Source organism: Ruegeria sp. AF5 (assembly GCF_056541905.1).
This window is the reverse complement of sequence record NZ_JBQFYZ010000001.1, coordinates 355,098-380,592: the sequence shown is the minus strand read 5'-3', so window position 1 is coordinate 380,592 and position 25,495 is coordinate 355,098. Positions and strand designations below refer to the sequence as shown.

General features: G+C 61.0%; 23 protein-coding genes. 22 read left to right on the top strand and 1 reads right to left on the bottom strand.

Features of this window, described 5'->3' with window-relative positions; genetic code table 11:
• The first annotated feature begins 19 nt into the window (after positions 1–19).
• The 4 genes from mraY (at position 20) to ACR0DS_RS01830 (ending at position 3,522) form a co-directional block, all read left to right on the top strand.
• Positions 20–1,102 carry a phospho-N-acetylmuramoyl-pentapeptide-transferase gene (mraY, locus tag ACR0DS_RS01845; RefSeq protein WP_267363338.1) on the top strand — a complete coding sequence of 361 codons (1,083 nt, stop codon included), beginning with the start codon at positions 20–22 and terminating at the stop codon, positions 1,100–1,102.
• Positions 1,099–1,644: an AAA family ATPase gene (locus ACR0DS_RS01840; RefSeq protein WP_480481873.1), complete on the top strand. Its 546-nt coding sequence runs from the start codon at positions 1,099–1,101 to the stop codon at positions 1,642–1,644. The genes mraY and ACR0DS_RS01840 overlap by 4 nt, the downstream gene beginning before the upstream one ends.
• A complete protein-coding gene (gene murD / locus ACR0DS_RS01835; RefSeq protein WP_480537417.1) occupies positions 1,641–3,038 on the top strand; it encodes a UDP-N-acetylmuramoyl-L-alanine--D-glutamate ligase in 1,398 nt (465 codons plus the stop codon). The genes ACR0DS_RS01840 and murD overlap by 4 nt, the downstream gene beginning before the upstream one ends.
• Before the next feature lie 109 nt (positions 3,039–3,147).
• Positions 3,148–3,522 carry a glycine zipper family protein gene (locus ACR0DS_RS01830; RefSeq protein ID WP_480475937.1) on the top strand — a complete coding sequence of 125 codons (375 nt, stop codon included), beginning with the start codon at positions 3,148–3,150 and terminating at the stop codon, positions 3,520–3,522.
• 24 nt (positions 3,523–3,546) lie between these two features.
• Here the strand turns inward: ACR0DS_RS01830 and ACR0DS_RS01825 are convergent, their stop codons facing one another.
• Positions 3,547–4,728, bottom strand: coding sequence for a BaiN/RdsA family NAD(P)/FAD-dependent oxidoreductase (locus tag ACR0DS_RS01825; protein ID WP_480537418.1), 1,182 nt, complete (start codon positions 4,726–4,728; stop codon positions 3,547–3,549).
• 839 nt (positions 4,729–5,567) lie between these two features.
• Here ACR0DS_RS01825 and ACR0DS_RS01820 point away from each other — a divergent pair.
• The 18 genes from ACR0DS_RS01820 to recN all read left to right on the top strand — a co-directional run bounded on the left by ACR0DS_RS01820 (position 5,568) and on the right by recN (position 25,450).
• Positions 5,568–7,391: an adenylate/guanylate cyclase domain-containing protein gene (locus tag ACR0DS_RS01820; protein ID WP_480557569.1), complete on the top strand. Its 1,824-nt coding sequence runs from the start codon at positions 5,568–5,570 to the stop codon at positions 7,389–7,391.
• A gap of 28 nt (positions 7,392–7,419) precedes the next feature.
• On the top strand, positions 7,420–8,586 hold the full coding sequence (locus ACR0DS_RS01815; protein WP_480557567.1) for a phosphatase PAP2 family protein: 1,167 nt from the start codon (positions 7,420–7,422) through the stop codon (positions 8,584–8,586).
• Positions 8,587–8,607: 21 nt separating this feature from the next.
• Positions 8,608–10,221 carry a S8 family serine peptidase gene (locus tag ACR0DS_RS01810; protein WP_480557565.1) on the top strand — a complete coding sequence of 538 codons (1,614 nt, stop codon included), beginning with the start codon at positions 8,608–8,610 and terminating at the stop codon, positions 10,219–10,221.
• A gap of 189 nt (positions 10,222–10,410) precedes the next feature.
• The gene (ftsW, locus tag ACR0DS_RS01805) at positions 10,411–11,574 is read left to right on the top strand and encodes a putative lipid II flippase FtsW (protein WP_480557563.1); all 1,164 of its coding nucleotides are present in this window, start codon (positions 10,411–10,413) and stop codon (positions 11,572–11,574) included.
• Complete coding sequence (locus tag ACR0DS_RS01800; protein WP_480557561.1) at positions 11,574–12,671, top strand: UDP-N-acetylglucosamine--N-acetylmuramyl-(pentapeptide) pyrophosphoryl-undecaprenol N-acetylglucosamine transferase; 1,098 nt, start codon at positions 11,574–11,576, stop codon at positions 12,669–12,671. Before ftsW ends, ACR0DS_RS01800 begins: the two co-directional genes overlap by 1 nt.
• Positions 12,668–14,077: a UDP-N-acetylmuramate--L-alanine ligase gene (gene murC, locus ACR0DS_RS01795; protein WP_209504522.1), complete on the top strand. Its 1,410-nt coding sequence runs from the start codon at positions 12,668–12,670 to the stop codon at positions 14,075–14,077. The genes ACR0DS_RS01800 and murC overlap by 4 nt, the downstream gene beginning before the upstream one ends.
• Before the next feature lie 75 nt (positions 14,078–14,152).
• Positions 14,153–14,401, top strand: a complete 249-nt coding sequence (locus tag ACR0DS_RS01790; RefSeq protein ID WP_480516296.1) for a DUF2484 family protein — start codon at positions 14,153–14,155, stop codon at positions 14,399–14,401.
• A complete protein-coding gene (locus tag ACR0DS_RS01785) occupies positions 14,398–14,664 on the top strand; it encodes a DUF2484 family protein (RefSeq protein WP_480475955.1) in 267 nt (88 codons plus the stop codon). The genes ACR0DS_RS01790 and ACR0DS_RS01785 overlap by 4 nt, the downstream gene beginning before the upstream one ends.
• Positions 14,665–14,688: 24 nt before the next feature.
• The gene (locus tag ACR0DS_RS01780; RefSeq protein WP_209504519.1) at positions 14,689–14,982 is read left to right on the top strand and encodes a hypothetical protein; all 294 of its coding nucleotides are present in this window, start codon (positions 14,689–14,691) and stop codon (positions 14,980–14,982) included.
• Positions 14,979–15,917, top strand: coding sequence for a UDP-N-acetylmuramate dehydrogenase (gene murB, locus ACR0DS_RS01775; protein ID WP_480557559.1), 939 nt, complete (start codon positions 14,979–14,981; stop codon positions 15,915–15,917). The genes ACR0DS_RS01780 and murB overlap by 4 nt, the downstream gene beginning before the upstream one ends.
• A 102-nt stretch (positions 15,918–16,019) precedes the next feature.
• Positions 16,020–16,943: a D-alanine--D-alanine ligase gene (locus ACR0DS_RS01770; protein ID WP_480557840.1), complete on the top strand. Its 924-nt coding sequence runs from the start codon at positions 16,020–16,022 to the stop codon at positions 16,941–16,943.
• Positions 16,931–17,938 carry a cell division protein FtsQ/DivIB gene (locus tag ACR0DS_RS01765; RefSeq protein WP_480557557.1) on the top strand — a complete coding sequence of 336 codons (1,008 nt, stop codon included), beginning with the start codon at positions 16,931–16,933 and terminating at the stop codon, positions 17,936–17,938. The genes ACR0DS_RS01770 and ACR0DS_RS01765 overlap by 13 nt, the downstream gene beginning before the upstream one ends.
• Positions 17,939–17,946: 8 nt before the next feature.
• Positions 17,947–19,281 (top strand): cell division protein FtsA, encoded by a 1,335-nt coding sequence (gene ftsA / locus ACR0DS_RS01760; protein WP_209504922.1) that lies wholly within the window; start codon positions 17,947–17,949, stop codon positions 19,279–19,281.
• On the top strand, positions 19,268–19,687 hold the full coding sequence (locus ACR0DS_RS01755) for a hypothetical protein (RefSeq protein ID WP_480481847.1): 420 nt from the start codon (positions 19,268–19,270) through the stop codon (positions 19,685–19,687). Before ftsA ends, ACR0DS_RS01755 begins: the two co-directional genes overlap by 14 nt.
• 348 nt (positions 19,688–20,035) lie before the next feature.
• Entirely contained in the window at positions 20,036–21,640 is a 1,605-nt protein-coding gene (gene ftsZ / locus ACR0DS_RS01750; RefSeq protein ID WP_480557555.1) for a cell division protein FtsZ, read from the top strand.
• A gap of 213 nt (positions 21,641–21,853) precedes the next feature.
• Positions 21,854–22,774, top strand: coding sequence for a UDP-3-O-acyl-N-acetylglucosamine deacetylase (lpxC, locus tag ACR0DS_RS01745; protein WP_267363883.1), 921 nt, complete (start codon positions 21,854–21,856; stop codon positions 22,772–22,774).
• A 126-nt stretch (positions 22,775–22,900) separates the two neighbouring features.
• The gene (locus ACR0DS_RS01740) at positions 22,901–23,764 is read left to right on the top strand and encodes an outer membrane protein assembly factor BamD (protein ID WP_267363885.1); all 864 of its coding nucleotides are present in this window, start codon (positions 22,901–22,903) and stop codon (positions 23,762–23,764) included.
• 36 nt (positions 23,765–23,800) lie between these two features.
• Positions 23,801–25,450: a DNA repair protein RecN gene (gene recN, locus ACR0DS_RS01735; protein ID WP_480557553.1), complete on the top strand. Its 1,650-nt coding sequence runs from the start codon at positions 23,801–23,803 to the stop codon at positions 25,448–25,450.
• Positions 25,451–25,495 lie beyond the last annotated feature (45 nt).

The following is a 25,495-nucleotide window of genomic DNA, read 5'->3' as shown; positions in this document are numbered from 1 at the left end:
GTGTGAGAAAGGTATTGTCATGCTGTACTGGTTGACCGCCCTGTCGGATGGCGGGGATTTCTGGAACCTCTTCCGGTATATCACCTTCCGCGCAGGCGGTGCCTTCATGACGGCACTGATCTTTGGGTTCATCTTCGGAAAACCGCTGATCAACGTACTGCGCAGAAAGCAGGGCAAGGGCCAGCCGATCCGTAATGATGGCCCCGAGGGGCATTTTTCCAAGGCAGGCACGCCAACAATGGGCGGTTTGCTGATTGTCGGGGCTCTTGTGACCTCGACCCTTGTCTGGGCGCGTCTGGATAACCCTTATGTCTGGATGGTGCTTTTCGTGACCCTGTCTTATGCGGCCATCGGATTCGCGGATGACTATGCCAAGGTGTCGAAACAGAACACCAAGGGCGTACCGGGGCGGATGCGCCTCGCATTGGGCGTGATTATTGCCGTGCTGGCTTCGCTTTGGGCGACGTTGCACCACCCCGAAGCGTTGCAGAACCAGCTGGCCGTGCCGGTGTTCAAGGACACGCTGGTCAATCTGGGCATCTTCTATATTCCGTTTGCGATTGTCGTGATCGTAGGGGCCGCCAACGCAGTAAACCTGACCGACGGTCTGGACGGGCTGGCCATCATGCCAGCGATGATCGCCGCCTCGACGCTGGGCGTGATTGCCTATGCGGTGGGCCGCGTCGACTTTACCGAATATCTCGACGTGCATTACGTGCCGGGCACCGGTGAGATCTTTATCTTTACCTCAGCGCTCTTTGGTGCGGGTCTGGGGTTCCTTTGGTACAACGCCCCCCCGGCGGCGGTCTTCATGGGCGACACCGGATCGCTGGCGCTGGGCGGCGCGCTGGGCGCCATTGCCGTTGCCACCAAGCACGAGCTGGTTCTGGCCGTCGTCGGCGGGCTGTTCGTGGTCGAGGCGCTGAGCGTGATCATTCAGGTCCTCTACTTCAAACGCACCGGCAAACGGGTCTTCCTGATGGCCCCGATCCATCACCATTATGAGAAAAAAGGCTGGGCCGAGCCGACCATCGTCATCCGCTTCTGGATCATCTCGCTGATCCTGGCGATGATCGGTCTTGCAACGCTGAAGGTGCGGTGACCAACCGCCGAATTGTTTTGTCAGGATGTTCCAGCGGAGGTAAGTCAACCCTGCTGCAGGAAATGGCGAAACGTGGCTACGCAACGGTTCCTGAACCTGGTCGACGTGTGGTCAGGGCCGAGCAGGATAGCGGTGGGAACGCGTTACCGTGGAATGACCCCGAGGCGTTTTGCAGAAAGGTGATCGGCACGGCTTTTGACGACATGGCCCATGCTCCAGCTGGTCTGGTTCTGTTTGACAGGTCGGCGCTGGATGCTCTGATCTGGTTCGAGCGCACGGGCACAAATCTTGAAAATGCACTGCGTGATAAGATTCTGCGGCTTGACTATGATTGCCGGGTGTTCCTGTTTCCACCATGGCCTGAAATCTATGTTCAGGACAGCGAGCGACAGCATGATCTGTCTGACGCTCTTGCGGAATATGAAGCTTTGTGCGACCGCTTACCGAAACTTGGTTTCCAGACAGTCCTTGTCCCGAAACGGCCCGTGGTCGAGCGGGCAGACTGGCTTGAAGCGCAGCTAGGCAAAGGACACATGAAATGATCCCGGTCAAAGGCTTTTCAGGGCAGAAAGTTGCGGTTCTGGGATTGGGCCGGTCCGGTCTTGCAACCGCACGCGCCTTGCGCGCAGGCGGGGCGGAACCGGTCTGCTGGGATGACAACCCCACAGCCCGCGCCAACGCCGAGGGCGAAGGGTTCTCCTGTGCCGACCTGCGCAAACAGGGGGCGTTTGACACCATTGCCACGCTCATCGTTTCACCGGGCATTCCGCATCTTTATCCCGAACCCAACCCCGTGGTTGCCGCAGCTTTGGATGCAGGCGTGCCGGTCGACAATGATATCGGCCTGTTCTTCCGCTCTTTTGCGGGGCCGGAATGGAGCAACTATGACACTCCGCCACGGGTCATCGCGGTCACCGGCTCGAACGGGAAATCCACCACCGCGGCGCTGATCCATCACATCCTGACCGAGGCCGGGCGCGAGGCGCAGTTGGCCGGAAATATAGGGCGCGGTGTTTTGGATATCGATCCGGGTGGCGATGGCTCGGTCGTGGTGCTGGAACTTTCCAGCTATCAGACGGAACTGGCCCGTGCGCTGACCCCGGATGTGGCGGTGTTCACCAACCTTTCGCCAGATCACCTGGATCGCCACGGTGGCATGGGCGGATACTTCGCGGCCAAACGAAGGTTGTTTGCCGAAGGCGGCCCGGACCGCGCGATCGTTGGCATCGATGAAACCGAAGGCGCCTTTCTGGCTGGCCAGCTGGCCGAAGGGCCGGCGGATGATCGGGTGATCCGTATCTCGGTAACGCGAAAGCTGACCGGGCCGGGATGGCAGGTCTTCGCGCGCAAGGGGTTTTTGTCGGAATACCGCAAAGGGCGGCAGGCCGGGTCTATCGACCTGCGCGCGATCAAAGGCCTTCCCGGTGCCCACAACCACCAGAACGCCTGTGCGGCTTATGCGGCCTGCCGGTCGCTGGGCCTAGCGCCGCGCGTGATCGAGGATGCGCTGCACGCGTTCCCGGGCCTGCCGCACCGCAGCCAGATCATCGCCGAGGCGGACGGGGTAACCTATGTCAACGACTCCAAGGCGACCAATGTCGATAGCGCCCTGAAGGCGCTGACTGCGTTCAAACAGATCCGCTGGATCTGTGGCGGGCTTGAGAAAGAAGGCGGCGTCGCAGCCCTGAACGCAGCAGCGGATCAAGTGATAAAAGCCTATGTCATCGGTCGTGAGGCGGCGGGCTTTGCGATGCAGCTGACGGTCGACGCGCAGGTCTGTACCACGATGGAGGCAGCAGTGGCGCATGCCATGGCGGAAGCCCAGGCGGGGGAGACCGTTCTGCTCGCTCCGGCGGCGGCAAGTTTCGATCAATATGACAATTTCGAACAGCGTGGCGACGATTTCACGGCGCAGGTGCAAAAACGGCTGTGCTAAGGCCGCACCTGCAACAGCCCGCCGGTAGATGTGGACATTTTTCAATCAGATTGACACTTTGTGGGAATTGAGGTTGCGTCACCTCCAGGTCAATAAAGAGGAAGCGGAAATGTCTGCACGCAAAATTCTCTCCATCCTTCCCGTCGTTGCGCTGGCCGGGGCCTGCGCCAATAGCGGGGCGAATTATGTTCCTATCATCGACGGGCCTGTGGGTCCGAACTACCAGTCCGATCTGGCCAATTGTCAGGCGCTGGCCCGGTCTCGCCCGACGCTGGACAGCAACACCGCGGGCGCTGCCGCCATCGGCGCGGCTGGTGCGGCGGCAACCACAGCGATTATCGACAACAGCGCCAGCGATCTGGGCCGTGCGGCGGCCGCCGGTGCTCTGGTCGGTGTGGGTGCCAGCGCGATCAGCAACACCCAGAACCAGGAAGTGATCGTGCGCAACTGCATGCGCGGTCGCGGGTATAACGTCGTCGGCTAATGCCGCGCAAAACGGAAGTGTAGGTTAAATCTTGGCGGCAATGGCAACACCTGCGGCATGGCCTGATGACCACGCCCATTGAAAGTTGTAGCCGCCCAGCCACCCGGTGACATCCACCGCTTCGCCAATCGCATAGAGGCCAGGGACATCCTTGGCCTCCATCGTTTTCGACGACAGATCATCGGTATCTATTCCGCCCAACGTCACCTCGGCGGTGCGGTACCCTTCGGTTCCCGACGGTACCAGCCGCCAGTCAGACAGGGCCGCGACCAGATCAGACAGTTTCGCGTCCGATTGATCGGCCAGATTGCCGGACATCGGGATGATTTGGCTTAAATACTCGACCAGCCGGGACGGCAGATGCCGCGCCAGTTCCGTTGTCAGCGCCTTGCGCCCTGCATTTTGCCGTTGTGCGCGCAGCAGATCGAACAGGGGCAGTTCGGGGATCAGGTTCACGCCGATCTCCTCGCCTTCGCGCCAATAGGAGGACAGCTGTAAAACGGACGGTCCGCTGAGGCCGCGATGCGTGAACAGCAGCGCTTCGTCAAAACTTGTGCGGTCATTCGACAGCCGCACGGGCAGGGAAACACCGGACAGGTCCTTGAACCGGCCATCCGAAAAGGTGAACGGCACCAGCGCCGCTCGGGTGTCGGTCACCCGCAGGCCAAACTGCCGGGCAATGTCATAGGCCAGCCCGGTCGCGCCCATCTTGGGGATGGATTTGCCCCCCGTGGCCAGCACCAGATTGGCGCAGGTCAGATGCAGGCGCTGCCCCTCACGCTCAACCTCCAGCGCGAATCCGGTGTCCTCCTTGCGCAGATCACGCAGCGCGGTCTGCACCCAAAACTCGGCGCCGGTGCGGCTCATCTCGTCCAGCAACATCTGGATGATCTGCTTCGAGGAGCCGTCGCAGAACAACTGCCCCAGCGTTTTCTCATGCCATTTGATGCCGTGCCGGTTCACCAGGTCAACAAAATCCCACTGCGTAAACCGGGCCAGCGCGGATTTGCAGAAATGCGGGTTTTGCGACAGGAAGTTGCCCGGCCCCGCATACATGTTGGTAAAATTGCACCGCCCTCCGCCCGAGATGCGGATTTTCTCGCCCGGCGCCTTGGCGTGGTCGATTACCAGCACCCGCCCACCGCAACGGGCCGCACACATCATGCCTGCCGCTCCGGCGCCCAATATGATCGTATCGAACCTCATGCACCGCCCTTGGCGTGGATTTTCGGCGATGACAAGGGTGAAACCCGGCGCACCGGGCCTGAGGCAAAGGATTTAGTTGTCAGGTGAATGATTCCCGGAAAATCGGGGCCTGCGGGCGGTGACACCCTTGCACGGGGGCCGGTTTGGGCTGGTTGTCGGGATTATGCGCGCGCGTCGCGGGGCGGGGTTGGAAGGGTGCAGATCACAGAAAACCACGCTCTGGTCCGGTCAAATTGCGGCACCGTTCAGGTTGTGCAGGGCACCTGGTCCCGCCAAATGTTGGGCCACCGAACAGGGTGGCGACTGGCTTGACCGGCTGAAACGGTGCGGGCCGGGCAACGTTCGGATACTTTTTGGAGAATCGATTTCCGGAACCAGTCAGCCGAAACTGTGTTGGGCCATCCGCTTGGTTCAAAAGTATCGGGCCGGTTCAATGCCAAAGGCTTGACCGGGATCAGCCCTCGCGCACTCCTAACGGGAAGTCTTGCCGCATCAGCCCGTCTTGCCCGCCAAGCACCAAGCGCCACAGGTGCCGGGTAAATTGGCCAAATTACACCGAAAAATATGTTCAAAAATAAAAATATGTCGACGGAAGTTCACTAAAACAATACAATAACCCTTATTATTTTGAACTTAACGCATTTTAGAAACCAAATCTCATCAGCGGGCCGATTAATGCCTCGTGATTTCCATTCAGGCCCGTGGCCCGTCCCGCGCAATGCAGCGCCATTCACACCCGTCGGCTGCATTTGCAATCACAACACGCCTTTGATGCGTGCCAGCCCGCCTGTTTTCGGGGTGGCACATTTCAACAAGTTAAAGAGTTCCGAGACACGATCATGGGTATTAATCTGAATTTGAACAATCCAAGCGACCTTCCCAAGGCGCGGCTCAGGGCGATCCTGTTCCTTGATGCATGTGATTACTCTGCCGCCGTCCGCGAGGCCGAGCTTGAAACACTGGCCAGAATCCGCCGCGATCTGAATTGCGTCAGCGATCTTGTTAACAGCTTTCGGGGCCGGGTGACCGGCCTGACCGGTGACGGGCTGTGCGCCGTTTTTCCAAGCGCGCGTGCCGCTGTCGAAACTGCGCTGGGGGTGCAGGATGTCCTGACCCATGCCCCCGACCGCTACGCCAAAGGGTATCGAATTGGGATACATCTGGGCGACACGTTCGAGGTTGACCAGCAGATCATCGGTGACGCTGTGAATACGGCGGCCCGGATCGAAAGCGTCGGCTCATCCGGCGAGGTTCTGGTCTCAAGCGTTGTGCGCAATGCGCTGCGCGGGCGGCAGGATTTCCTGTTCAACTCGATCGGGCGGCCCAATCTCAAGAATATCGGTGCCTCGCTTGAGCTGTTCAAAGTGGCCCGCGCAACCATCGACGTCCCCTATGAGAAGGACGGAAAAGCACAGCCGGTTCCCGTTCCCACCAAACCAACAGCCTTCCGGTCCGAACGGCTGTCGTACACCTTACCGCGCCCGAATTTCGTGATCGGTCTGTTGTCTCCGGATGTAGGGGGTGGTTCCGAAACCGCGGCATTCGTGTCCAACATCGTTGCGGAACAGCTGTCCAAATCCCTTACCGAAACCGAAGCGCTCGAGGTTCAGGATTACCGGGTGCCGCAGGTTGCGCTTCCAAAGGAACCACTGTCGGCTGGGCCTGATCTTTTCCTTCAGTGTCGCGCTTCGACCTGTGGCAGCATGTTGCAAGTGTCCGCCACCGCAATGCGGTCGGAAGACAGAAAAGTGATCTGGAGCCAGAATGTGGTGGCCGATCAGGGTGACTTTCTGGGGCAGAATTGCTCGGGTCTGACATCGTTCATCAGCTACGCCACTGACGCCTTGCTGACGGCCTTGCTGAACGGGCGTCACATGCGCGACCCGGCCGCCCATCACGCGGCGAAAACTGCCGTTGCCGCCGTGCATCACCTGTTGACCATGACCGGGCCGGGACTGGACCAGCTCGAGGCGGATATTCTGGCGGCTTACGAGCTTGATCCCAAGCCGGTCTACCTTGCGTGGCTGGCCTATGTCACGACCTTCAAGGTCGGCGAACGGTACGGAACCTGGGATGCCACACTGGAAGCGCAGGCGCGCGATCTGGCCCGCCGCGCTGTCGAGGCTGACCCGGATAACGGCACTGTTCTGGGCCTTGTCGCCCACGTGCATTCCTACGTGTTCCGAGAGTTTTCGGTGGCGCAGGATCTGGTCGACCGCGCGCTCGAGCTCAGCCCTTATCGGGCGATGAGTTGGGATTCAGCAGCCATGCTCTATTGCTACACGGATCGTCCGGCGCTGGCAGTGGAAGCTGCGCAGAAGGCACGGCTTATCGGACGGCACAGCCCGTACCGGCATCTGTTTGACGGGGCAGGATGTGTCGCCGCGCTGGTCAATGGCGAGTTCGAGAAATCCATCAGGTTCGGCGAATCCGTGATGGAGGTTCAACCGCAGTTCAAGACCGTCATGCGCTATCTGGCTGCGGCTTACGGGCACGCAGGTGACCAGCAGCGAGGCGAGTTCGCCTTGCAGCGGCTGACCAATCTGGAACCGGACATGTCGCTGGCCTGCATCCAGCAGGACCGGTTCCCGGTGCCAACACGGTTCAGCGCGCAACTGATGGAAAGCGGCCTGTCCAGGATCGGATTGCCGCAACACGCTTGAAGTAGGGGTAAAAGTAGGGGGTTTACTTATGTCTTACGTTTCCACGCTCAACGGTTTTGGCATGATGGTCCGACGTGGTGAGCTGATCTCGTGCAAAGTAATCAGATTGATGAACCTTGCCAGAAACTCCAGAGGCCTCAGCACCACATCGGGAGAGAACCGATCAGCGCTGGACAACTTCATTTACGACGCGCAGCGGAAAACCTTTATTGAATACCTCAATGTTATCCATGAACTGAATCCCGATTTGGTGGATAATAGGAAACTGCGCGACCTTACTGATTTCATGGAGAACGAAGAGTTCATTGATCCCTTCAGATCCGACAGCCGCGTAAAAGATGCAAAAGACGATGAGATCGGGAAACGTTCTGCCCTCGGCGCGGTCTCAATCGCGATGAGCGCATCTTCGGCGTTTGCTTTGAATCGAAACAGGAATCGCAACAGAAACCGCAATCGCAACAGAAACCGCAACCGAAACAGAAATCGCAATCGCAACCGGAACCGCAGCGATTTTGACTTTGGCGGTAGTGATGCCTCCTTCGGCTGGCGCGAGATGCGCGATCTGTGCCGGATCGGAATGCTGCCCGCATCCGGTCTGCTGGGCAAAATCTGGGAAAACATCGACCTTCTGCCGCCCCCGGGCCCTGACGAAAGCATGAAGGAAACCGAATACCTGCTGATCCTGCAAGGTCGGCTCAAATGGTCAAATCAGGCGACGCGGCGTGAGGAAATCGTGACGCAGGCAGGCTTTGGAATCGATGAATATCTCAGTCCGCTGGGCATTGACGAGAAGGGCGGCTTTGATGCGACCCGCGCGCTGATGACGATCCTGCTGGAACTGACGAATGAAATCGGCCTGACCTACAAGAACCGCTTCAGCCGGCCCAGACCCAATATCATCCAGCCGCTGATCCGGCCCTTCCTTCCGGTGCCTTTTCATGCGGCTTACCCCTCGAACCACTCCTACCAATCTTTCGCGATTGCCGAACTGTTCTCGCGTCTGATCCCTGAACATCCAGGCACTGTCGCTTTGTTCCACCGCGCCCAGCGGATTGCTGAAAACCGCGAATGGGCTGGTCTGCACTACCCAAGCGACACAGCCGCCGGGCGAAGTCTGGCCAGAAAAACCGTGGCTTACCTGACCGAGGTTCTGGACGAACTGATGGACGAAGCACAAGACGAATGGCTGGGCTGAGGATCAACGCGAGGTGACGAAATGACCGCAGGAAACGAAGACTACGCACGCTATTACTATCTCTGGCATCTGGTCGCGATCAAAGCCTTGACCGTCAAGGCGCCCCCGCCCGCTGATGGAGAGACCTGCCCGGAAATCGATACCGCGACCTGGGATTTCACAGGTCCCGCTCTGGCCGAGGCGAAAATCGCCCTGATCGACATGGGCGTGGCCCCGCATCACCCGAACCTGAAAGCGCCGGATATCGGACCGGTTCCGGCGGACAGGGTCATTCGCGACGACGCCCTTGATCTGGCCAGCCACCCGTTCGGCGTCAAATACATCGACCGGTCTACCGTTGGGGCAGGGGCCGAGCATATCGAAGAACAGGTGCAACATCTGTCGGGCATTCAGGACCCCTTGGGCATTCCGGGCCTGACCTCTCAGGAACGGCGGGTGATTGCCGGGCTGAGGTCGGGTTTTGGCGTCAAGCGTTACATCGATGCCTATGACGATCGCTATGCCGGGCACGGCACCAGCTGTGCCGGGCTGGCCTGCGGAACCAGCTTTGCGGTGGATCAATTCGGCAATACCGGCAATATCGCGGCGTATTATGGGGTTGATCCCAAAAGCAGGATTATTCCGATCACGACGTCTATCTCGCCCAGCCCGGAAGAATTGATTGCGGCGTTTCTTTATGCCCTCCACAAAGGCGCGCATGTCATCCTGTTTCCGCGCGATGCCGCGAACCCGGACCACTGGCCGGGATATCGATTTCGCCCTGCCACTGGCACCGAGCCGTTCTATCCGGGTCTGGACTCGCACGAAAAGACACGCCTGCACGAGACGAGGCGCGACGAACCCGACGGCGACGCGCGCGACATCTCGGTGGCATGGTTGGCGCTGGACAAGATCATCAAATGGGTCAGCACGAGAATTCCGGTGGTCTGCGCGGCTGGCAATGACGGTCGAAGTGAACTGATTTACCCTGCCAGCCTGTCCGGTGATCCAACCAACGGGATCATCTCGGTGGGGGCCGTCAACTATAATGGCACCCGGTCCGGGTATTCAAACCACTCTGCTGATCTGACCGTGTCCGCCCCCTCAGATGACGGTGAGATATACAACCGCTATCAAATACGTCTGGACCGTGACGCGGCCTCGGCGACTGACTTCCATCTGGAGGATCGGGCCGCTCTTCCCAAACATCACCTCAAACGCGATGGCAGTGGTGACGCGATCCCGATTGTCGATTTCGCACCTCAACGGTTGGTGACATTGGACGTGCCGGGCCCCCGGGGTTATGTCGAAGGCAGCCTTGCCGCGGCTGTCGAAACCCGAAAAAAGGCCGTGGACGATCCCGCCGGTCTGTATACCGAATTCGGCGGCACTTCGGGGGCTTCGGCCCTTGTTGCCGGGGCAATCGCGATGATGCAACGAAAGTCGCCCAATGTTCTCAATGGGGTGCAGATCAAAGCCATCTTCAAGAACCTCGAAACATCTGCAACGCGTTTCAATAATGCCCACTGGTATTGGTCCTCGGCCGCAGGAACCCTGCAAGCTGATGCGATCAACGGTTACACGCCTCCCCCCAGGGCCGAACTGTTCGGTGTGGCGGGGCTGCTGGATGTGCCGCTGCTGCTGACCAAAGTCTGACAGCCCGCCGCCTCCCGCCCGGTGGCCGTCGCAACACGGTTGACAGGCGGTCTGGGTCTGCGGCGCGGGTCTTGCGCGGGAAATCCCGATTTGCTCCTGAACAGGCTGGCCTGATCGCCAAATTGCATGTAGACTCTCAGCCAGATCCCGAAAACGGGGCGTTAACGAGGCAGAGAGTGGCGGTATCTCATGACTGAGATGGTGTATGGCGCGGTCCAGGACCAGCGCGGAGAACCGATTCTACCGAAATGGTGGCGTACTATCGATCGCTGGACGATGTCCTGCGTTCTGATCCTGTTTACCATCGGGTTGTTGCTGGGGCTGGCCTCTTCACCGCCACTGGCCGGTCGCAACGGGTTCGATCCCTTCCATTATGTCGAGCGTCAGGCCTTGTTCGGCGGATTGGCGCTGATCGCGATGCTGCTGACCTCGATGATGTCTCCAACCTTGGTGCGGCGTCTGGCCGTTCTTGGTTTTCTGGGGGCCTTCGTCGCTCTGGTCTTCCTGCCGGTGTTCGGAACGGATTTCGGCAAGGGCGCAGTGCGCTGGTACTCGCTGGGCTTTGCCTCGCTGCAACCGTCCGAGTTTCTGAAACCCGGCTTTGTCGTCGTGGGCGCTTGGCTGCTGGCCGCCTCACAGGAAATCAACGGCCCTCCGGGGCGGTTGTGGTCCTTTGCGCTCTGCATGGCCATCGTGGCCATGTTGGTTATGCAACCCGATTTCGGTCAGGCTTGCCTGATCCTGTTCGGCTGGGGCGTCATGTATTTCGTGGCCGGGGCCCCGATGCTGCTGTTGCTGGGCATGGCCGGTGTTGTCGTTCTGGGCGGGATGTTGGCCTATTCGAATTCTGAACACTTTGCCCGCCGCATCGACGGCTTTCTGAATCAAGAGGTCGATCCGACCACCCAGCTTGGCTATGCCACCAACGCCATCCGCGAAGGCGGGTTGTTCGGCGTCGGCGTGGGGGAGGGGCAGGTGAAATGGTCGCTGCCCGATGCCCATACCGATTTCATCATCGCCGTCGCGGCCGAGGAATACGGCCTGATCCTCGTCATGATCATCATTGCGCTTTATGCGCTGATCGTCGTGCGCTCGCTGCTGCGGCTGATGCGCGAACGCGACATGTTCATTCGTCTGGCCGGTACCGGTCTGGCCTGCATGTTTGGCGTTCAGGCGATGATCAACATGGGTGTTGCGGTGCGTCTGCTGCCCGCCAAGGGCATGACTTTGCCGTTCGTCAGCTATGGCGGCTCGTCTCTGATTGCTGGCGGTATTGCCGTTGGCATGCTGCTGGCCTTCACCCGAAACCGCCCACAGGGCGAACTAGGCGATATTCTGCGCGGACGAGGATAATGGGGAACCCTTACCTGTTGATTGCGGCTGGCGGCACCGGGGGCCATATGTTCCCCGCTCAGGCGCTGGCCGAGGCGATGCTGCACAAGGGCTGGCGTGTGCGCCTGTCCACCGATCCGCGCGGTGCGCGCTATACCGGCGGCTTTCCCCATTCGACTGAAATTGTCGAGGCGTCCTCGGCCACCTTCGCCCGTGGCGGTCTGGCGGCCAAGGCGATGGTTGGCCCGATTATCGCTGGTGGTGTCACCAGCATGGTCTTCCAGATGATGCGCGACAAACCCGATGTTGTCGTAGGCTTTGGCGGTTATCCCTCGATCCCGGCGCTGGGCGCAGCGACCCTGCTGAAAGTTCCGCGGATGATCCATGAACAGAACGGGGTACTGGGCCGCGTGAATCAGCTGTTTGCAACCCGCGTTGCACAGGTGGCCTGCGGCGTCTGGCCGACGGATCTGCCTGAAGGCGCGCATGGCATCCACACTGGCAACCCGGTACGTGCCGCGGTTCTGGACCGCGCCGCCGCCGGGTATATCCCGCCGGGTGACTATCCGATGTCGGTTCTGGTGATGGGCGGCTCGCAGGGTGCGCGCATCCTCAGCAATATGGTGCCCGGAGCGATTGCCGCGCTGCCCCAAGACCTTCGCGCGCATATCCGTGTCTCGCATCAGGCGCGGGATGAAGATGGCGAACGGGTCAGCGCATTCTACCAAGATCATGGTATCCGCGCCGACGTTCAGCCCTTCTTCGATGACATTCCCCGCCGCATGTCGGATGCGCAGCTTGTGATCTCGCGCTCGGGCGCGTCCAGCGTGGCCGATATCTCGGTCATCGGTCGCCCTTCGATCCTGATTCCACTTGCTGCTGCCGCCGGGGATCATCAGACCGCCAACGCGCGCGGGCTGGTGCAGGCCGGCGGGGCCATCATGATCCCGGAAAATGCGCTTGACGTTCCCACGCTGACACAGCAAATCACCACGGTTCTTACGAACCCCGAAGCCGCACAGAAAATGGCCCATGGCGCTCTGTCGGTCGGGGCGCCCGATGCCACCCAGCGTCTGGTCGCTCTGGTCGAGCAGCTGGCGCAGAAGGAGACCACATGAACCCAGCAACCAAACTGCCGCAGGACGTAGGGCCGATCCACTTCGTGGGCATCGGCGGGATTGGCATGTCGGGTATCGCCGAGGTGCTGCTCAATCTGGGGTATCAGGTGCAGGGCTCGGACCTGAAGGCCTCGAAGATCACCGACCGGCTGGCCAGTTTGGGGGCCGAGATTTTCGTCGGCCAGCGCGCCGAAAACCTTGAAAACGCGGCCGTTGTGGTTGTCTCGACCGCGATTAAACCGGGCAACCCGGAGCTGGACCAAGCCCGCGCCCGAGGGCTGCCGGTTGTCCGCCGCGCCGACATGCTGGCCGAACTGATGCGCCTGCGCTCGAACATTGCCATTGCCGGAACACACGGCAAGACCACCACGACGACCATGATGGCCGAACTGATGGTGGCAGGCGATTTCGATCCGACCGTGATCAATGGCGGCATCATCCACGCCTATGGATCGAACGCGCGGATGGGGCAGGGCGAATGGATGGTGGTCGAAGCCGACGAGAGCGATGGCTCGTTCAACCGCCTGCCCGCAACCATTGCCATTGTCACCAATATCGACCCCGAGCATATGGAACATTGGGGTGATTTCGACAGGCTGCGCGACGGCTTTTACGAATTCGTCTCGAACCTGCCATTCTACGGTCTGGCCGTCTGCTGCACCGATCATGCCGAGGTTCAGGCCCTTGTCGGCCGCATCACCGACCGCCGTGTGCGAACCTATGGGTTCAACGCGCAGGCGGATGTGCGGGCTGTGAACCTGACCTACAAAGGTGGCGTGGCGCATTTCGACATCCATCTGCAATACGAAGACAAGATGATCGAAGGCTGCACCCTGCCGATGCCCGGCGATCACAACGTCTCAAACGCGCTGTCCGCCGCTGCCGTCGCCCGTCATCTGGGCATGAAAGCTGCGGAAATCCGCGACGCGCTGGCCAATTTCGGCGGCGTCAACCGTCGCTTTACAAAGGTCGGAGAAATCGATGGCGTCACCATCATCGACGATTACGGCCACCACCCCGTCGAAATCGCAGCCGTTCTCAAGGCCGCCCGTCAGGCGACCGAAGGTCGCGTGATCGCCGTGCATCAGCCGCACCGCTATTCGCGCCTGTCCAACCTGTTTGACGATTTCTGCACCTGTTTCAACGACGCCGATGTCGTGGCCATTGCCGAGGTTTTTGCCGCTGGTGAAGACCCGATCGAAGGCGCGTCACGCGACGATCTGGTGCAGGGCCTGATCCGTCACGGCCACCGCCACGCCCGCGCGCTGCTGGATGAAGACGACCTTGAACGCCTCGTGCGCGAACAGGCGCGTCCCGGCGATATGGTCGTCTGCCTCGGCGCCGGTACGATCAGCGCCTGGGCCAATGGCCTGCCCGAGAGATTGCAAAGAAAACAAGCTGTTTGACGCGTCATTTGTTTGTCGCACAACTTAAAAGTGTGATACTCTGACCGCAACAGTCGCGTGTCCTCGGAGGGGCGAATGGACTATTCGATGATCTTTGCAGCGCTTTGGGTGATCTGCGCCACCATCGTGGCAATGTTGCCGATGCGGCTGCAATTCCCGCCGGGGTTTGTCCTGTTGATCTGCGCACCAGTGCTGGTCGTGTGGCTTGGGTATGTCCATGGCTGGTTCTGGTCGGTCGCGGCATTTGCCGGGTTCGTGTCGATGTTTCGCAACCCCATCCGGTATTACTGGCGCAAATGGACAGGGCACGAGGTCGCGGAATGACATGGTCTATCGCTCTGGCGGCCCTGTGGGGCTTTGCCGCCAACATCCTTGCGCTGATCCCCAGTACCGACAACCACTGGACGCGCGCCTATATCCTGATCATCGTGGGCATTCCCATCGTCGGCTATGTCACCTATGAAAACGGCCCCTGGATCGGTTTGCTGGTGCTGGCAATGGGCATGTCCGTGCTGCGCTGGCCGGTGATTTATCTGACCCGTTGGACAAAGGCGAAAATGCAGGGCATGAAGGCGGCCAAAGAATAACCGGCCAACTTCAGGAGATCTGTCATGGCGACAATCGCCACATTTGCCTATCTGCCGCTCGTTTCCTTCGTTCTGGGTGCCGCTGCCGGGTTTACGGCGGGCCGCTGGCTTGGCCTGCGCAGCCTTCTGTGGCTGATCGGGCTGACATCCGCGGTTGGTCTGGGGCTGATCGTCGTGCTGGCTGGTGTCGGAACGGGTGAAGAAGACAAGGCGTTCGGCCCGCTGGTCTGGTTGACTGCCGGCGTTCTCCCCTTCCTTTTCGCCGCAATCATGGGCGGGGTCGGTGGGCGCAGCCTGGCGGTGCGCGCGACTACATGACACGGCTTCCCCCTGTCCTTCCTGACGTCCGGGGCCGCCTGTCCAAAGCGCGTAACCTGTCTGACCTCACATGGCTCCGCGTCGGTGGGCCGGCGGATTACCTGTTTCAACCTGCCGATATCGAAGACTTGCAGGCCTTCCTGCGCGATCTGCCGGATGGTGTGCCGGTCTTCCCGATGGGGGTCGGCTCGAACCTCATCGTGCGCGATGGTGGCTTGCGGGCCGTGGTGATCCGGCTGGGGCGCGGGTTCAACGCCATCTCGGTTGAGGGCAATACGGTCATCGCGGGCGCTGCCGCACTGGACGCGCATGTTGCGCGCAAGGCCGCGGATGCGGGCGTGGACCTGACCTTTCTGCGCACCATCCCCGGCTCGATCGGGGGCGCGGTGCGGATGAATGCGGGCTGTTATGGCAGCTACACGGCGGACGTGCTGCGCAAGGCCACCATTGTCACCCGGCAGGGCGACCTGCGGGACCTGACGCCCGAGGATCTGAACTTTCGCTATCGCCAGTCCGACTTGCCCGAAGGCGCCGTTCTGATTTCGGCCACGTTCGAAGGCCCGTCCGGCGATCCCGATGACCTTCACGCCCGAATGGAAGCGCAACTGAAAAAGCGTGACGAAACCCAACCCACCAAGGACCGCAGCGCCGGATCGACGTTCCGCAACCCGGCCGGGTTTTCCTCGACCGGGCAGGCTGATGATGTGCATGACCTCAAGGCGTGGAAAGTGATCGACGATGCGGGAATGCGCGGTGCGGCACGCGGCGGGGCGCAGATGAGCCCGAAACACTCGAACTTCCTGATCAATACCGGCACCGCCACCGCTGACGACCTCGAAGGTCTGGGCGAAGAGGTGCGAAAAAAGGTTTACGAAACAAGCGGCATCACGCTAGAGTGGGAAATCATGCGGGTCGGTGATCCGCTAAAAGAATAAAGCCCCGACCGTCAGACCAAAACAGGCAAATTCAGGCGACGGATCAAAGGCATAAACGCAGTACGGGCCACCACATAAGGTCCGGGGATATTGAGGCGCACATTGGGTATGTCGAGCAGGACAAACCCCAAAGTGGCGGTATTGATGGGCGGCCCCTCGGCGGAACGCGAGGTGTCTCTCAGCTCTGGGCGCGAATGCGCGGCCGCCCTTGTGGGAGAAGGCTTTGAAGTGGTCGAACTGGACGCAGGTCCCGACCTCTATGCGCGCCTGTTGGATATTCAGCCGGATGTGGTTTTCAACGCCCTGCATGGCCGCTGGGGCGAGGATGGCTGCGTGCAGGGGATGCTGGAATGGATGCGTATCCCCTATACCCATTCGGGCGTTCTGGCCTCGGCCCTTGCCATGGACAAGCAACGCAGCAAGGACGTCTATCAGGCCGAGGGTCTGCCCGTTGTCCCCAGCGTGATCGTTCCACGGGCCGCGGTGACCCGCGCCCACGTGATGGAACCGCCCTATGTGGCCAAACCCAATAACGAAGGGTCCAGCGTCGGCATCTACATCGTCCACGAAAACGCCAATGGCCCGCCGCAGCTGTCCGAAGACATGCCCGACCAGATCATGGTCGAGAAATACGTGGCCGGGCGCGAGTTGACCGTGACCGTGATGGGCGACCGCGCCCTGACCGTGACCGAGATCATGACCGATGGCGGCTGGTACGACTACGACGCCAAGTACAAACCCGGCGGATCATGGCACGTGGTCCCCGCCGATATCCCGCAGGATATCTTTGATCGCTGCATGGATTATGCCCTGCGCGCGCATGATGCTTTGGGCTGCAGGGGCGTCAGCCGCACCGATTTTCGCTGGGATGACAGCGCGGGTGCTGATGGGCTGTTTCTGTTGGAAACCAATACCCAGCCGGGCATGACGCCCACTTCACTGGCCCCGGAACAGGCCGCGCATCTGGGCATGACATTTGGCCAGCTCTGCGCCTGGATGGTTGAGGACGCCTCATGCAACCGTTAATCGCCAGCCGCTCTCTGGAAATCCATCGCACCAAACCCCTTGCCGGGCCGGATGCCGATTTTGCCTCGGCAGATTCGGAACCGCATGACACCCAGCCCATTCTGCGTCTGCGCGGGGCGCGGGTGTTTTCCCGCACCGCACGCCGCAGCGATCCGGCCCCGTCGCGCCTCAGCTATCGTCTTCAGCGCTGGATGCTGACACCGGGCATCCGTCTGGGCGTCAAGCTTGGCCTGCCGATCTGTGCCATTGCTGCGGCAGTTGGTGTCTATTTTGCCTCTCAGGACCGGCGCGAAGCGCTTGGCACGTATATCGCCGATATTCGCACCTCGATTCAGGAACGCCCCGAGTTCATGGTTAACCTGATGGCCATCGACGGGGCAGGCACCAGCCTGTCCGATGATATCCGCGAGGTCGTGCCTCTGGATTTTCCGATCAGTTCCTGGGATTTGGATGTCGAACAGATGCGCGACACGATCACCGGGCTTGATCCGGTGAAATCGGCAACCGTACGCATCCGTCCGGGCGGCATCCTTCAGGTCAACGTGGTCGAGCGTCAGCCAGTGATTGTCTGGCGGACGCATGACGGCCTCGAACTGCTCGACGAGACCGGCGCCCATGTCAAGGAAACCACCTCTCGCAAGGACCATGCCGACCTGCCGCTGATCGCGGGCGCGGGTGCGGATGCCCATGTGGCGCAGGCGCTCGAGATCTTTCAGACCGCCCGCAGCCTGGGCAACCGTGTGCGCGGGCTTGTGCGCGTGGGTGAACGGCGCTGGGATCTGGTCCTGGACCGTGGCCAGCGCATCATGCTGCCGACCGAACGCCCGGTGCGCGCGCTGGAACGCGTGCTTGCGGTGAACGAAGTGCAGGACCTTCTGGAACGCGACGTGGCCGTGGTCGACATGCGCCTTGGCCAGCGTCCCACCATCCGAATGACCAAAGCCGCCAGCGAAGACTGGTGGAATACTAAAGTGACAATGAGTAACGGGCAGTAACGAGCATGATGACCGATCTTTATCAGTCCCAACGTGCCATGCGTCAGATGCGGCGCCAGGCATTGCAACGCGGTGTGATCGCGATTCTGGATGTGGGCAGTTCCAAGATTGCCTGCCTCGTTCTGCGTTTTGACGGATCGGGCCGGCTGAGTGAAGATAACACCATCGGCTCAATGGCGGGGCAGACGGGGTTTCGGGTGATCGGCGCCGCAACGACACGTTCGCGCGGCGTACAGTTTGGCGAAGTCACCGCCATGCAGGAAACCGAACGCGCCATCCGCACCGCCCTGCAAGCGGCGCAGAAGATGGCCGATATCCGTGTCGATCACGTCATCGCCTGTTTCTCGGGGGCCAACCCGCGCTCTTACGGGCTGGACGCGCAGGTCGATCTGGATGGCCAACTGGTGTCCGAGGCCGAAGTGGGCCGTGTTCTGAACGCCTGCGACGTGCCGGATTACGGCGACGGGCGCGAGGTGCTGCACGCACAGCCGGTCAACTTTGCGCTCGACAACCGCTCGGGCCTGATCGACCCGCGCGGGCAGATGGGCCAAAGCCTTGCGGTCGATATGCACATGCTGACCGTCGATGCGATGGCGATCCAGAACATCGTGCGCTGTATTAAGCGCTGCGATCTGGAACTCGCCGGGATTGCAAACTCGGCCTATGTCTCGGGAATTTCCGCGCTGGTCGAGGATGAGCAGGAACTGGGCGCGGCCTGTATCGACATGGGCGGCGGCACCACCAGCGTTTCGATCTTCATGAAGAAACACATGATCTATGCCGATTGCGTGCGCATGGGCGGCGATCACGTGACCGCCGATATCTCGATGGGGCTGGGCGTGCCCGCGGCAGTGGCGGAACGGATCAAGACATTCAATGGCGGCGTTCATGCGACCGGCGCTGATGACCGTGACATGATCGATATCGGCGGCGATACCGGTGACTGGGAACACGACCGCCGCACCGTCAGCCGGGCCGAACTGATCGGCATCATGCGCCCGCGCGTCGAGGAAATCCTTGAAGAGGTCCGCGTGCGTCTGGATGCGGCCGGGTTTGAACACATGCCAAGCCAGCAGATCGTTCTGACCGGTGGCGGCAGTCAGATCATGGGGCTGGACGGTCTGGCGACCCGCATCCTTGGTCAACGCGTGCGTCTGGGTCGCCCGCTGCGGGTGCATGGCCTGCCGCAATCGGCGACAGGTCCGGCGTTCTCGTCCTCCGTGGGGCTCAGCCTGTTTGCGGCGCACCCGCAGGACGAATGGTGGGATTTCGAAATCCCGGTCGACACCTACGCCGCGCGCCCGTTCAAGCGGGCCGTTCGGTGGTTCCGTGACAACTGGTAGCCCCCTGTGCCGGGCCGCTTTGTGTGCGGCCCTGTTGCCGGGATGGGTTTCGGCCCAGACCATCATCACGCCTGAGGCATTTCTGGATGCCGCCGTCGGCAAAACGCTCACCTTCCATGAGATTCGCAGCAACGATCTGGTCGGGACCGAGCAATTTCTGAACCGTCACATCTCGGTCTGGCGGCAAGAGGGGCAGGGCTGTGTCTATGGGCAGATCACCACGCCAAACGGTCAGATCTGCTTTCTGTATGACAACGATCCGGATGGTATTCCCGTCTGCTGGTGGCCCTTCCTACACGAAGGCCGTCTGATGGTGCGTCTGGCCTCGTTTGCAGATGGCGAAATCCAGGAGGTGCGCAGCATCACCGAAACCAGCCTCAACTGTCCAAGTGCACCGCTCAGTTGAAAAATCCGGTTGCAGCGCGTCGATTTATCCCTCAAGATATCCACAAGGCCCGGCAGAGGCCTGGCGGCAGGACCTGAGCAGTTTTCCGCAGTGTAAATGATGGTCGACCAAAGCGTGACGAACGGCTGAGTCCTCGCGCCGGGGTCGTCTGCCTTGTGATGGTCGCCGGCGTTTCCGCTATATCTGGCAGTACCTGCGAAATGCCGCCGGTTTCTGCCTTATTTCCTCCATATTTTGTGGTGAATCGCGATTTTTGACGTGACCTTTTCGCATCAGCCCGCTAGAATCGAGCAAGGATAGGTAAGAAAAACACCGCTTTGGCGGAACATAAATACAGGCGGACAGAGCATGACATTGAATCTTTCGATGCCCGGGCAAGACGAACTGAAGCCTCGGATTACAGTATTTGGCGTTGGCGGTGCGGGCGGTAACGCTGTCAACAACATGATTGAAAAACAGCTGGACGGCGTCGATTTTGTCGTCGCCAACACCGACGCGCAGGCGCTGCAGCAAAGCCAGTCCTCGGCGCGGGTTCAACTGGGTGTGAAGGTCACCGAAGGTCTGGGGGCAGGGGCCCGTCCGGCCGTGGGTGCCGCAGCCGCCGAAGAAAGCATCGAACAGATCGTCGACCATCTGGCAGGCGCGCATATGTGCTTTATCACTGCGGGCATGGGCGGCGGCACCGGCACCGGCGCTGCTCCGATCATCGCGCAGGCCGCACGTGAACTGGGCGTGCTGACCGTGGGTGTCGTGACCAAGCCCTTCCAGTTCGAAGGTGCCAAGCGGATGCGTCAGGCCGAAGACGGTGTTGAGGCGCTGCAAAGGGTCGTCGACACGCTGATCATCATTCCGAACCAGAACCTGTTCCGCCTCGCCAACGAAAAAACCACCTTTACCGAGGCGTTCTCGATGGCTGACGATGTCCTGTATCAGGGTGTCAAAGGCGTAACCGACCTGATGGTGCGCCCGGGCCTGATCAACCTCGACTTTGCGGATGTGCGCGCCGTGATGGACGAGATGGGCAAAGCCATGATGGGCACCGGCGAGGCAACCGGCGAAGATCGCGCCATTCAGGCGGCGGAGAAAGCCATTGCGAACCCGCTGCTGGACGAAATCAGCCTCAAAGGCGCCAAAGGCGTGCTGATCAACATCACCGGTTCGCACGACCTGACCCTGTTCGAGCTGGACGAAGCCGCCAACCGCATCCGCGAGGAAGTGGACCCCGAGGCGAACATCATCGTCGGCTCGACGCTGGATACCGCCATGGAAGGCGGTATGCGCGTATCGGTTGTTGCAACCGGCATCGACGCCACCGAAAAAACGGCTGACATTCCGGTCGCGCGCCGCTCGATGTCCGAGCCGCTGACCCGCACCGTTTCGGCCGAAGAATACGGTCGCGAAGAAGTGCCCGCAGCCGCCGAAATGGCAGAGCCCGCGCCGCAGATGGAAGAAAACCGCGAACCTTCGCTGTTTGAAGCCGCGGAAGAGCCCGCCCAGCCGCAGTTCCAGCCGCTTGACGAGCGGGATGAGGATGATCTGCCGCCCCCGGCCTATCAACCGCGCGTCGCCGAATTCGAGCCGCAGCCCGAGCAGGTCGAACCGGCGCCCGAGGCATTTGTTGCCCCACGCGCGCCTGTCGCAGGCACCCCGTCGCCCGAAGCGCTCCAGCGTTTGCAGGCAGCGGTTCAGAAGGTTCCCACGGCAGCTCAGCGCGCCGCTGCGACCCGCCCGCAAGCGGCGGTTTCGCATCACGAACCCGAAGAACGCTCGCGGTTTGGCTTCAATCGGCTGATCGACCGGATGACCGGGCATGCCTCTGATACACCGGCCCATCCGCCGCGTCAGCAGCCCGTTTTGCGCCAGTCCGAGGCCACGGCACCGATTCACGATGAGGCCGACCCGGATCAGGATCGTATCGAAATTCCAGCATTCCTGCGCCGTCAGGCCAACTGATCGCGGTAACAAAATCCACTCATGGGGTCGCCATTTGGCGGCCCTAATTCTTTTTAAAACAGTGGCTTACGAATAGGTAAGCAGGGTTTTGCCGATCTGTTACATACATGTTTCATTCGGTTACAAAGAGTGAGTTGAGCCTTGACGCGGGCTTCCTTAACTGAGTGTCCAACACAGCCCCAGAAGGCTGGACACCACTCGCCGAGGCCCATTTTGCAACATACGCTCAAATCTCCGGTCACGTTTAAAGGCGTCGGGCTGCACAGCGGCAAGCCTGCGACCATGATCCTGAAACCGGCTGCAGCTGGTCATGGCATCTGGTTCAAACGGACGGATATCCATCTGGGCGATGCGATGATCCCGGCAATCTATCACGTGGTCGAACGGACCCCGCTTTGCACCCGTCTGGTCAATGACGCCGGGGTGTCGGTATCCACAATCGAACATATCATGGCTGCTTTGGCCGGGTGCGGCGTTCACAACGCGCTGATTGAAATCGACGGCCCCGAAGTGCCGATCATGGACGGGTCCTCGATCGATTTCGTACGCGGTATCATGGCCCGGGGCGTGCGCCGTCAGGCCAGCCCGGTGCTGGCCTATGAGGTGCTGAAGACCGTCACCGCATCGCGTGAAGGGGCCAGCGCAAGCATCGCGCCCGCGGATGGGCTGATCATCGACTTTCACATCGATTTCGAAGACAGCGCAATCGGCAGCCAGACCAAGACACTGGATATGCGCAACGGGTCGTTCGCGCGCGAACTCAGCGATTGCCGCACGTTCTGCCGCCGCATTGATGTCGAAGCCATGCGTGAAAACGGTTTAGCCCTTGGCGGTACCCTGGATAACGCCGTGGTGGTGCAGGGCAGTGAGGTGCTGACACCCGGCGGGTTCCGCCGCGCCGACGAAGCCGTGCGCCACAAGATGCTGGATGCTCTGGGTGATCTCTATCTGGCAGGCGGGCCGATTCTGGGCCATTTCACGGGCGACAAGTCGGGTCATTCGCTGACCAACACATTGCTGCGCAATCTGTTTGAAACACCCGGCGCGGTGCGTCCGGTTCTGTGCACGCCGGAACAGGCCGCACGCCTGCCGGGGCAGGGCCTGATCGTAAACGAAATTCCCGAAGTCGCCTGATCAGATCAACTCTGACGACATTTGCGCCAGATGTTGCATAAGGCGTTTTGCACCGGAATTTTCTGTGCTAGACCATGGCTCAATTCGGGGCGAACCCCCTTAAGTAAGACGACAAGGATGGGCGGTATGGTTGGCAGCAAGGCGGCAGTCAGATTCGCAGGTGCGGTTCTTCTGGCAGCAGTTTTGACGGCATGTGGAAACGCAGGCGGCCTTTTTGGCAACAAGGGCGCGGACCGGGATCAGAATCTGGAAGGGTTCACACCGGAACAGATCTATACCCGTGGCGAATACGAACTGTCGCAGAATCGCTCGGATGACGCGGCCTGGTATTTCTCCGAGGTCGAGCGTCTGTATCCCTATTCCGACTGGGCCAAGCGTGCGCTGATCATGCAGGCGTTCTCGTTCCATTCCGACAAGAACTACGAAGAAAGCCGGGCCGCGGCCCAGCGGTATATCGACTTCTATCCAACGGACGAAGATGCGGCCTATGCCCAGTATTTGCTGGCGCTCAGCTATTATGACCAGATTGACGAGGTCGGGCGCGATCAGGGGCTGACCTTTCAGGCGCTGCAATCGCTGCGCACCGTGATCGAGGTTTATCCCGACAGCGAATATGCCACCTCGGCAGTGTTGAAATTCGATCTGGCCTTTGACCATCTGGCAGGCAAAGAGATGGAGATCGGGCGCTACTACCTGCGTCAGGATCACTTTGTTGCCGCCATCAACCGCTTCCGCGTCGTGGTCGAGGATTTCCAGACCACATCCCACACCGCCGAAGCGCTCTATCGTCTGGTCGAGGCTTATCTGTCCCTCGGCCTTCTGGATGAGGCGCAAACCGCAGGTGCCATCCTTGGCTACAACTACCAATCCTCGGAATGGTATGACGATGCGTATAAGCTGCTGACCTCACGCGGGCTCCAGCTCAAGAGCCGTGGCAACAACTGGCTCAGCACGATCTATCGTCAGACCATCAAGGGTGAGTGGTTGTAATCGCCATGGCATTAGGCTTGGGACGCTGAAGACCCGATGCTGCGCGCCCTTGATATCCGCGACATGCTGATCATCGACCGGCTGGAACTCAGTTTTCAGCCGGGCCTGAATGCGTTGACCGGCGAAACCGGCGCGGGCAAGTCGATCCTTCTGGATTCTCTGGGCTTTGTTCTGGGCTGGCGCGGGCGGGCCGAACTGGTGCGGCAGGGTGCGGCGCAGGGCGAGGTTGTGGCCGAGTTCGAGCTTTCCCCCGATCATCCCGCACATGCGATACTGGCCGAAGCAGGCCTGCCGGGCGGGGATGAGCTGATCCTGCGCCGGATCAACACCGCCGAGGGGCGCAAGACCGCCTGGGTCAATGACCGCCGCTGCTCGGGCGATGTGCTGCGGGCGCTGTCGGAAACCCTGATCGAACTGCATGGCCAACATGATGACCGCGGGTTGCTGAACCCGCGTGGTCACCGGGCGATGCTGGACGATTTCGCCGGGGTTTCGGACCGGCTGACATCCGTTCGTGCGGCTTGGACCGATATGGCACGCGCCCGCAAGGCTCTGGCCGAAACCGAGACCGCGCTGGCCGCTGTCCGAAGTGAGGAAGATTTCCTGCGCCACGCGGTTGCCGAGCTGGATCAGCTTGATCCTCAGCCCGGTGAGGATGCCGAACTTGATGCCCGTCGCCGCATGATGCAGGGGGCCGAGCGTATCCGCGATGATGTCGCCCGCGCCTATGCCATGCTGACCGGGGACGGTGCCGAAGGGGCGATGTCCGACGCCATCCGCTGGCTGGAAGGTGTGTCCGGCAACGCAGGTGGTCAGCTGGACGAACCGATTGCAGCGCTGGGGCGCGCCATGATTGAGCTGGGCGAGGCGCAGGATGGCGTGAACGCCTGCCTTCAGGCGCTGGACTTCAACCCCTCGGAACTGGAACAGGCCGAGGAACGCCTGTTTGCCATCCGCGCACTGGCCCGCAAACATGACGTGGCCCCGGATGATCTGGGCGCGTTTGCCGACACTCTGCGCACCCGCCTCAACCAGTTGGAAGCAGGCGACGCCGATCTGGCGGACAGGCGCGCCGCTTTGGAGGCGGCACAAAAGGCTTATGATAATGCCGCCACCGACCTCAGCGCGGCCCGCGCAGCTGCTGCAGAGCGGCTGGACGCTGCCGTCATGGCGGAACTGGCCCCGCTCAAGATGGAACGCGCTGTGTTCCGGACCGAACTCACCCCGGCGGAACCCGGCCCCGAAGGGATCGACGCGGTGGCCTTTACCGTGGCCACCAACCCCGGTGCACCTGCCGGGCCGCTGAACAAGATCGCGTCAGGGGGTGAACTCAGCCGCTTCCTGCTGGCGCTCAAAGTGTGCCTGTCGGGCGATGACAGCGCCCGCACGATGATCTTTGACGAGATTGACCGCGGCGTCGGCGGGGCCACTGCCGATGCGGTCGGTCGCAGGCTCGCGTCATTGGCGCAGGGCGGGCAGGTGCTGGTTGTCACCCATTCCCCGCAGGTCGCCGCCCGTGCGGCGCATCACTGGCGGGTGCAGAAACAGGTCACGGACGGGCAAACCCTGTCCACCGTCATCCCTCTGGCCCAACCCGACCGGGTGGACGAGATTGCGCGCATGGTGGCGGGCGACACCATCACGGACGAGGCCCGCGCCGCCGCCCGGGCTCTGCTGCAAGCCTGATGCACCCGTGGCACGAATTGGCTTCACACTGTCGCTATCTCACTT

What these genes read in the sequence shown, in the direction of transcription:
- mraY (WP_267363338.1), top strand. Translation starts at nt 20, where the DNA reads ATGCTGTACTGGTTGACCGCCCTGTCGGATGGCGGGGATTTCTGGAAC.
- murD (WP_480537417.1), top strand. Translation starts at nt 1,641, where the DNA reads ATGATCCCGGTCAAAGGCTTTTCAGGGCAGAAAGTTGCGGTTCTGGGA.
- ACR0DS_RS01830 (WP_480475937.1), top strand. Translation starts at nt 3,148, where the DNA reads ATGTCTGCACGCAAAATTCTCTCCATCCTTCCCGTCGTTGCGCTGGCC.
- ACR0DS_RS01825 (WP_480537418.1), bottom strand. Translation starts at nt 4,728, where the DNA reads ATGAGGTTCGATACGATCATATTGGGCGCCGGAGCGGCAGGCATGATG.
- ACR0DS_RS01820 (WP_480557569.1), top strand. Translation starts at nt 5,568, where the DNA reads ATGGGTATTAATCTGAATTTGAACAATCCAAGCGACCTTCCCAAGGCG.
- ACR0DS_RS01815 (WP_480557567.1), top strand. Translation starts at nt 7,420, where the DNA reads ATGTCTTACGTTTCCACGCTCAACGGTTTTGGCATGATGGTCCGACGT.
- ACR0DS_RS01810 (WP_480557565.1), top strand. Translation starts at nt 8,608, where the DNA reads ATGACCGCAGGAAACGAAGACTACGCACGCTATTACTATCTCTGGCAT.
- ftsW (WP_480557563.1), top strand. Translation starts at nt 10,411, where the DNA reads ATGACTGAGATGGTGTATGGCGCGGTCCAGGACCAGCGCGGAGAACCG.
- ACR0DS_RS01800 (WP_480557561.1), top strand. Translation starts at nt 11,574, where the DNA reads ATGGGGAACCCTTACCTGTTGATTGCGGCTGGCGGCACCGGGGGCCAT.
- murC (WP_209504522.1), top strand. Translation starts at nt 12,668, where the DNA reads ATGAACCCAGCAACCAAACTGCCGCAGGACGTAGGGCCGATCCACTTC.
- ACR0DS_RS01790 (WP_480516296.1), top strand. Translation starts at nt 14,153, where the DNA reads ATGGACTATTCGATGATCTTTGCAGCGCTTTGGGTGATCTGCGCCACC.
- ACR0DS_RS01785 (WP_480475955.1), top strand. Translation starts at nt 14,398, where the DNA reads ATGACATGGTCTATCGCTCTGGCGGCCCTGTGGGGCTTTGCCGCCAAC.
- ACR0DS_RS01780 (WP_209504519.1), top strand. Translation starts at nt 14,689, where the DNA reads ATGGCGACAATCGCCACATTTGCCTATCTGCCGCTCGTTTCCTTCGTT.
- murB (WP_480557559.1), top strand. Translation starts at nt 14,979, where the DNA reads ATGACACGGCTTCCCCCTGTCCTTCCTGACGTCCGGGGCCGCCTGTCC.
- ACR0DS_RS01765 (WP_480557557.1), top strand. Translation starts at nt 16,931, where the DNA reads ATGCAACCGTTAATCGCCAGCCGCTCTCTGGAAATCCATCGCACCAAA.
- ftsA (WP_209504922.1), top strand. Translation starts at nt 17,947, where the DNA reads ATGACCGATCTTTATCAGTCCCAACGTGCCATGCGTCAGATGCGGCGC.
- ftsZ (WP_480557555.1), top strand. Translation starts at nt 20,036, where the DNA reads ATGACATTGAATCTTTCGATGCCCGGGCAAGACGAACTGAAGCCTCGG.
- ACR0DS_RS01740 (WP_267363885.1), top strand. Translation starts at nt 22,901, where the DNA reads ATGGTTGGCAGCAAGGCGGCAGTCAGATTCGCAGGTGCGGTTCTTCTG.
- recN (WP_480557553.1), top strand. Translation starts at nt 23,801, where the DNA reads ATGCTGCGCGCCCTTGATATCCGCGACATGCTGATCATCGACCGGCTG.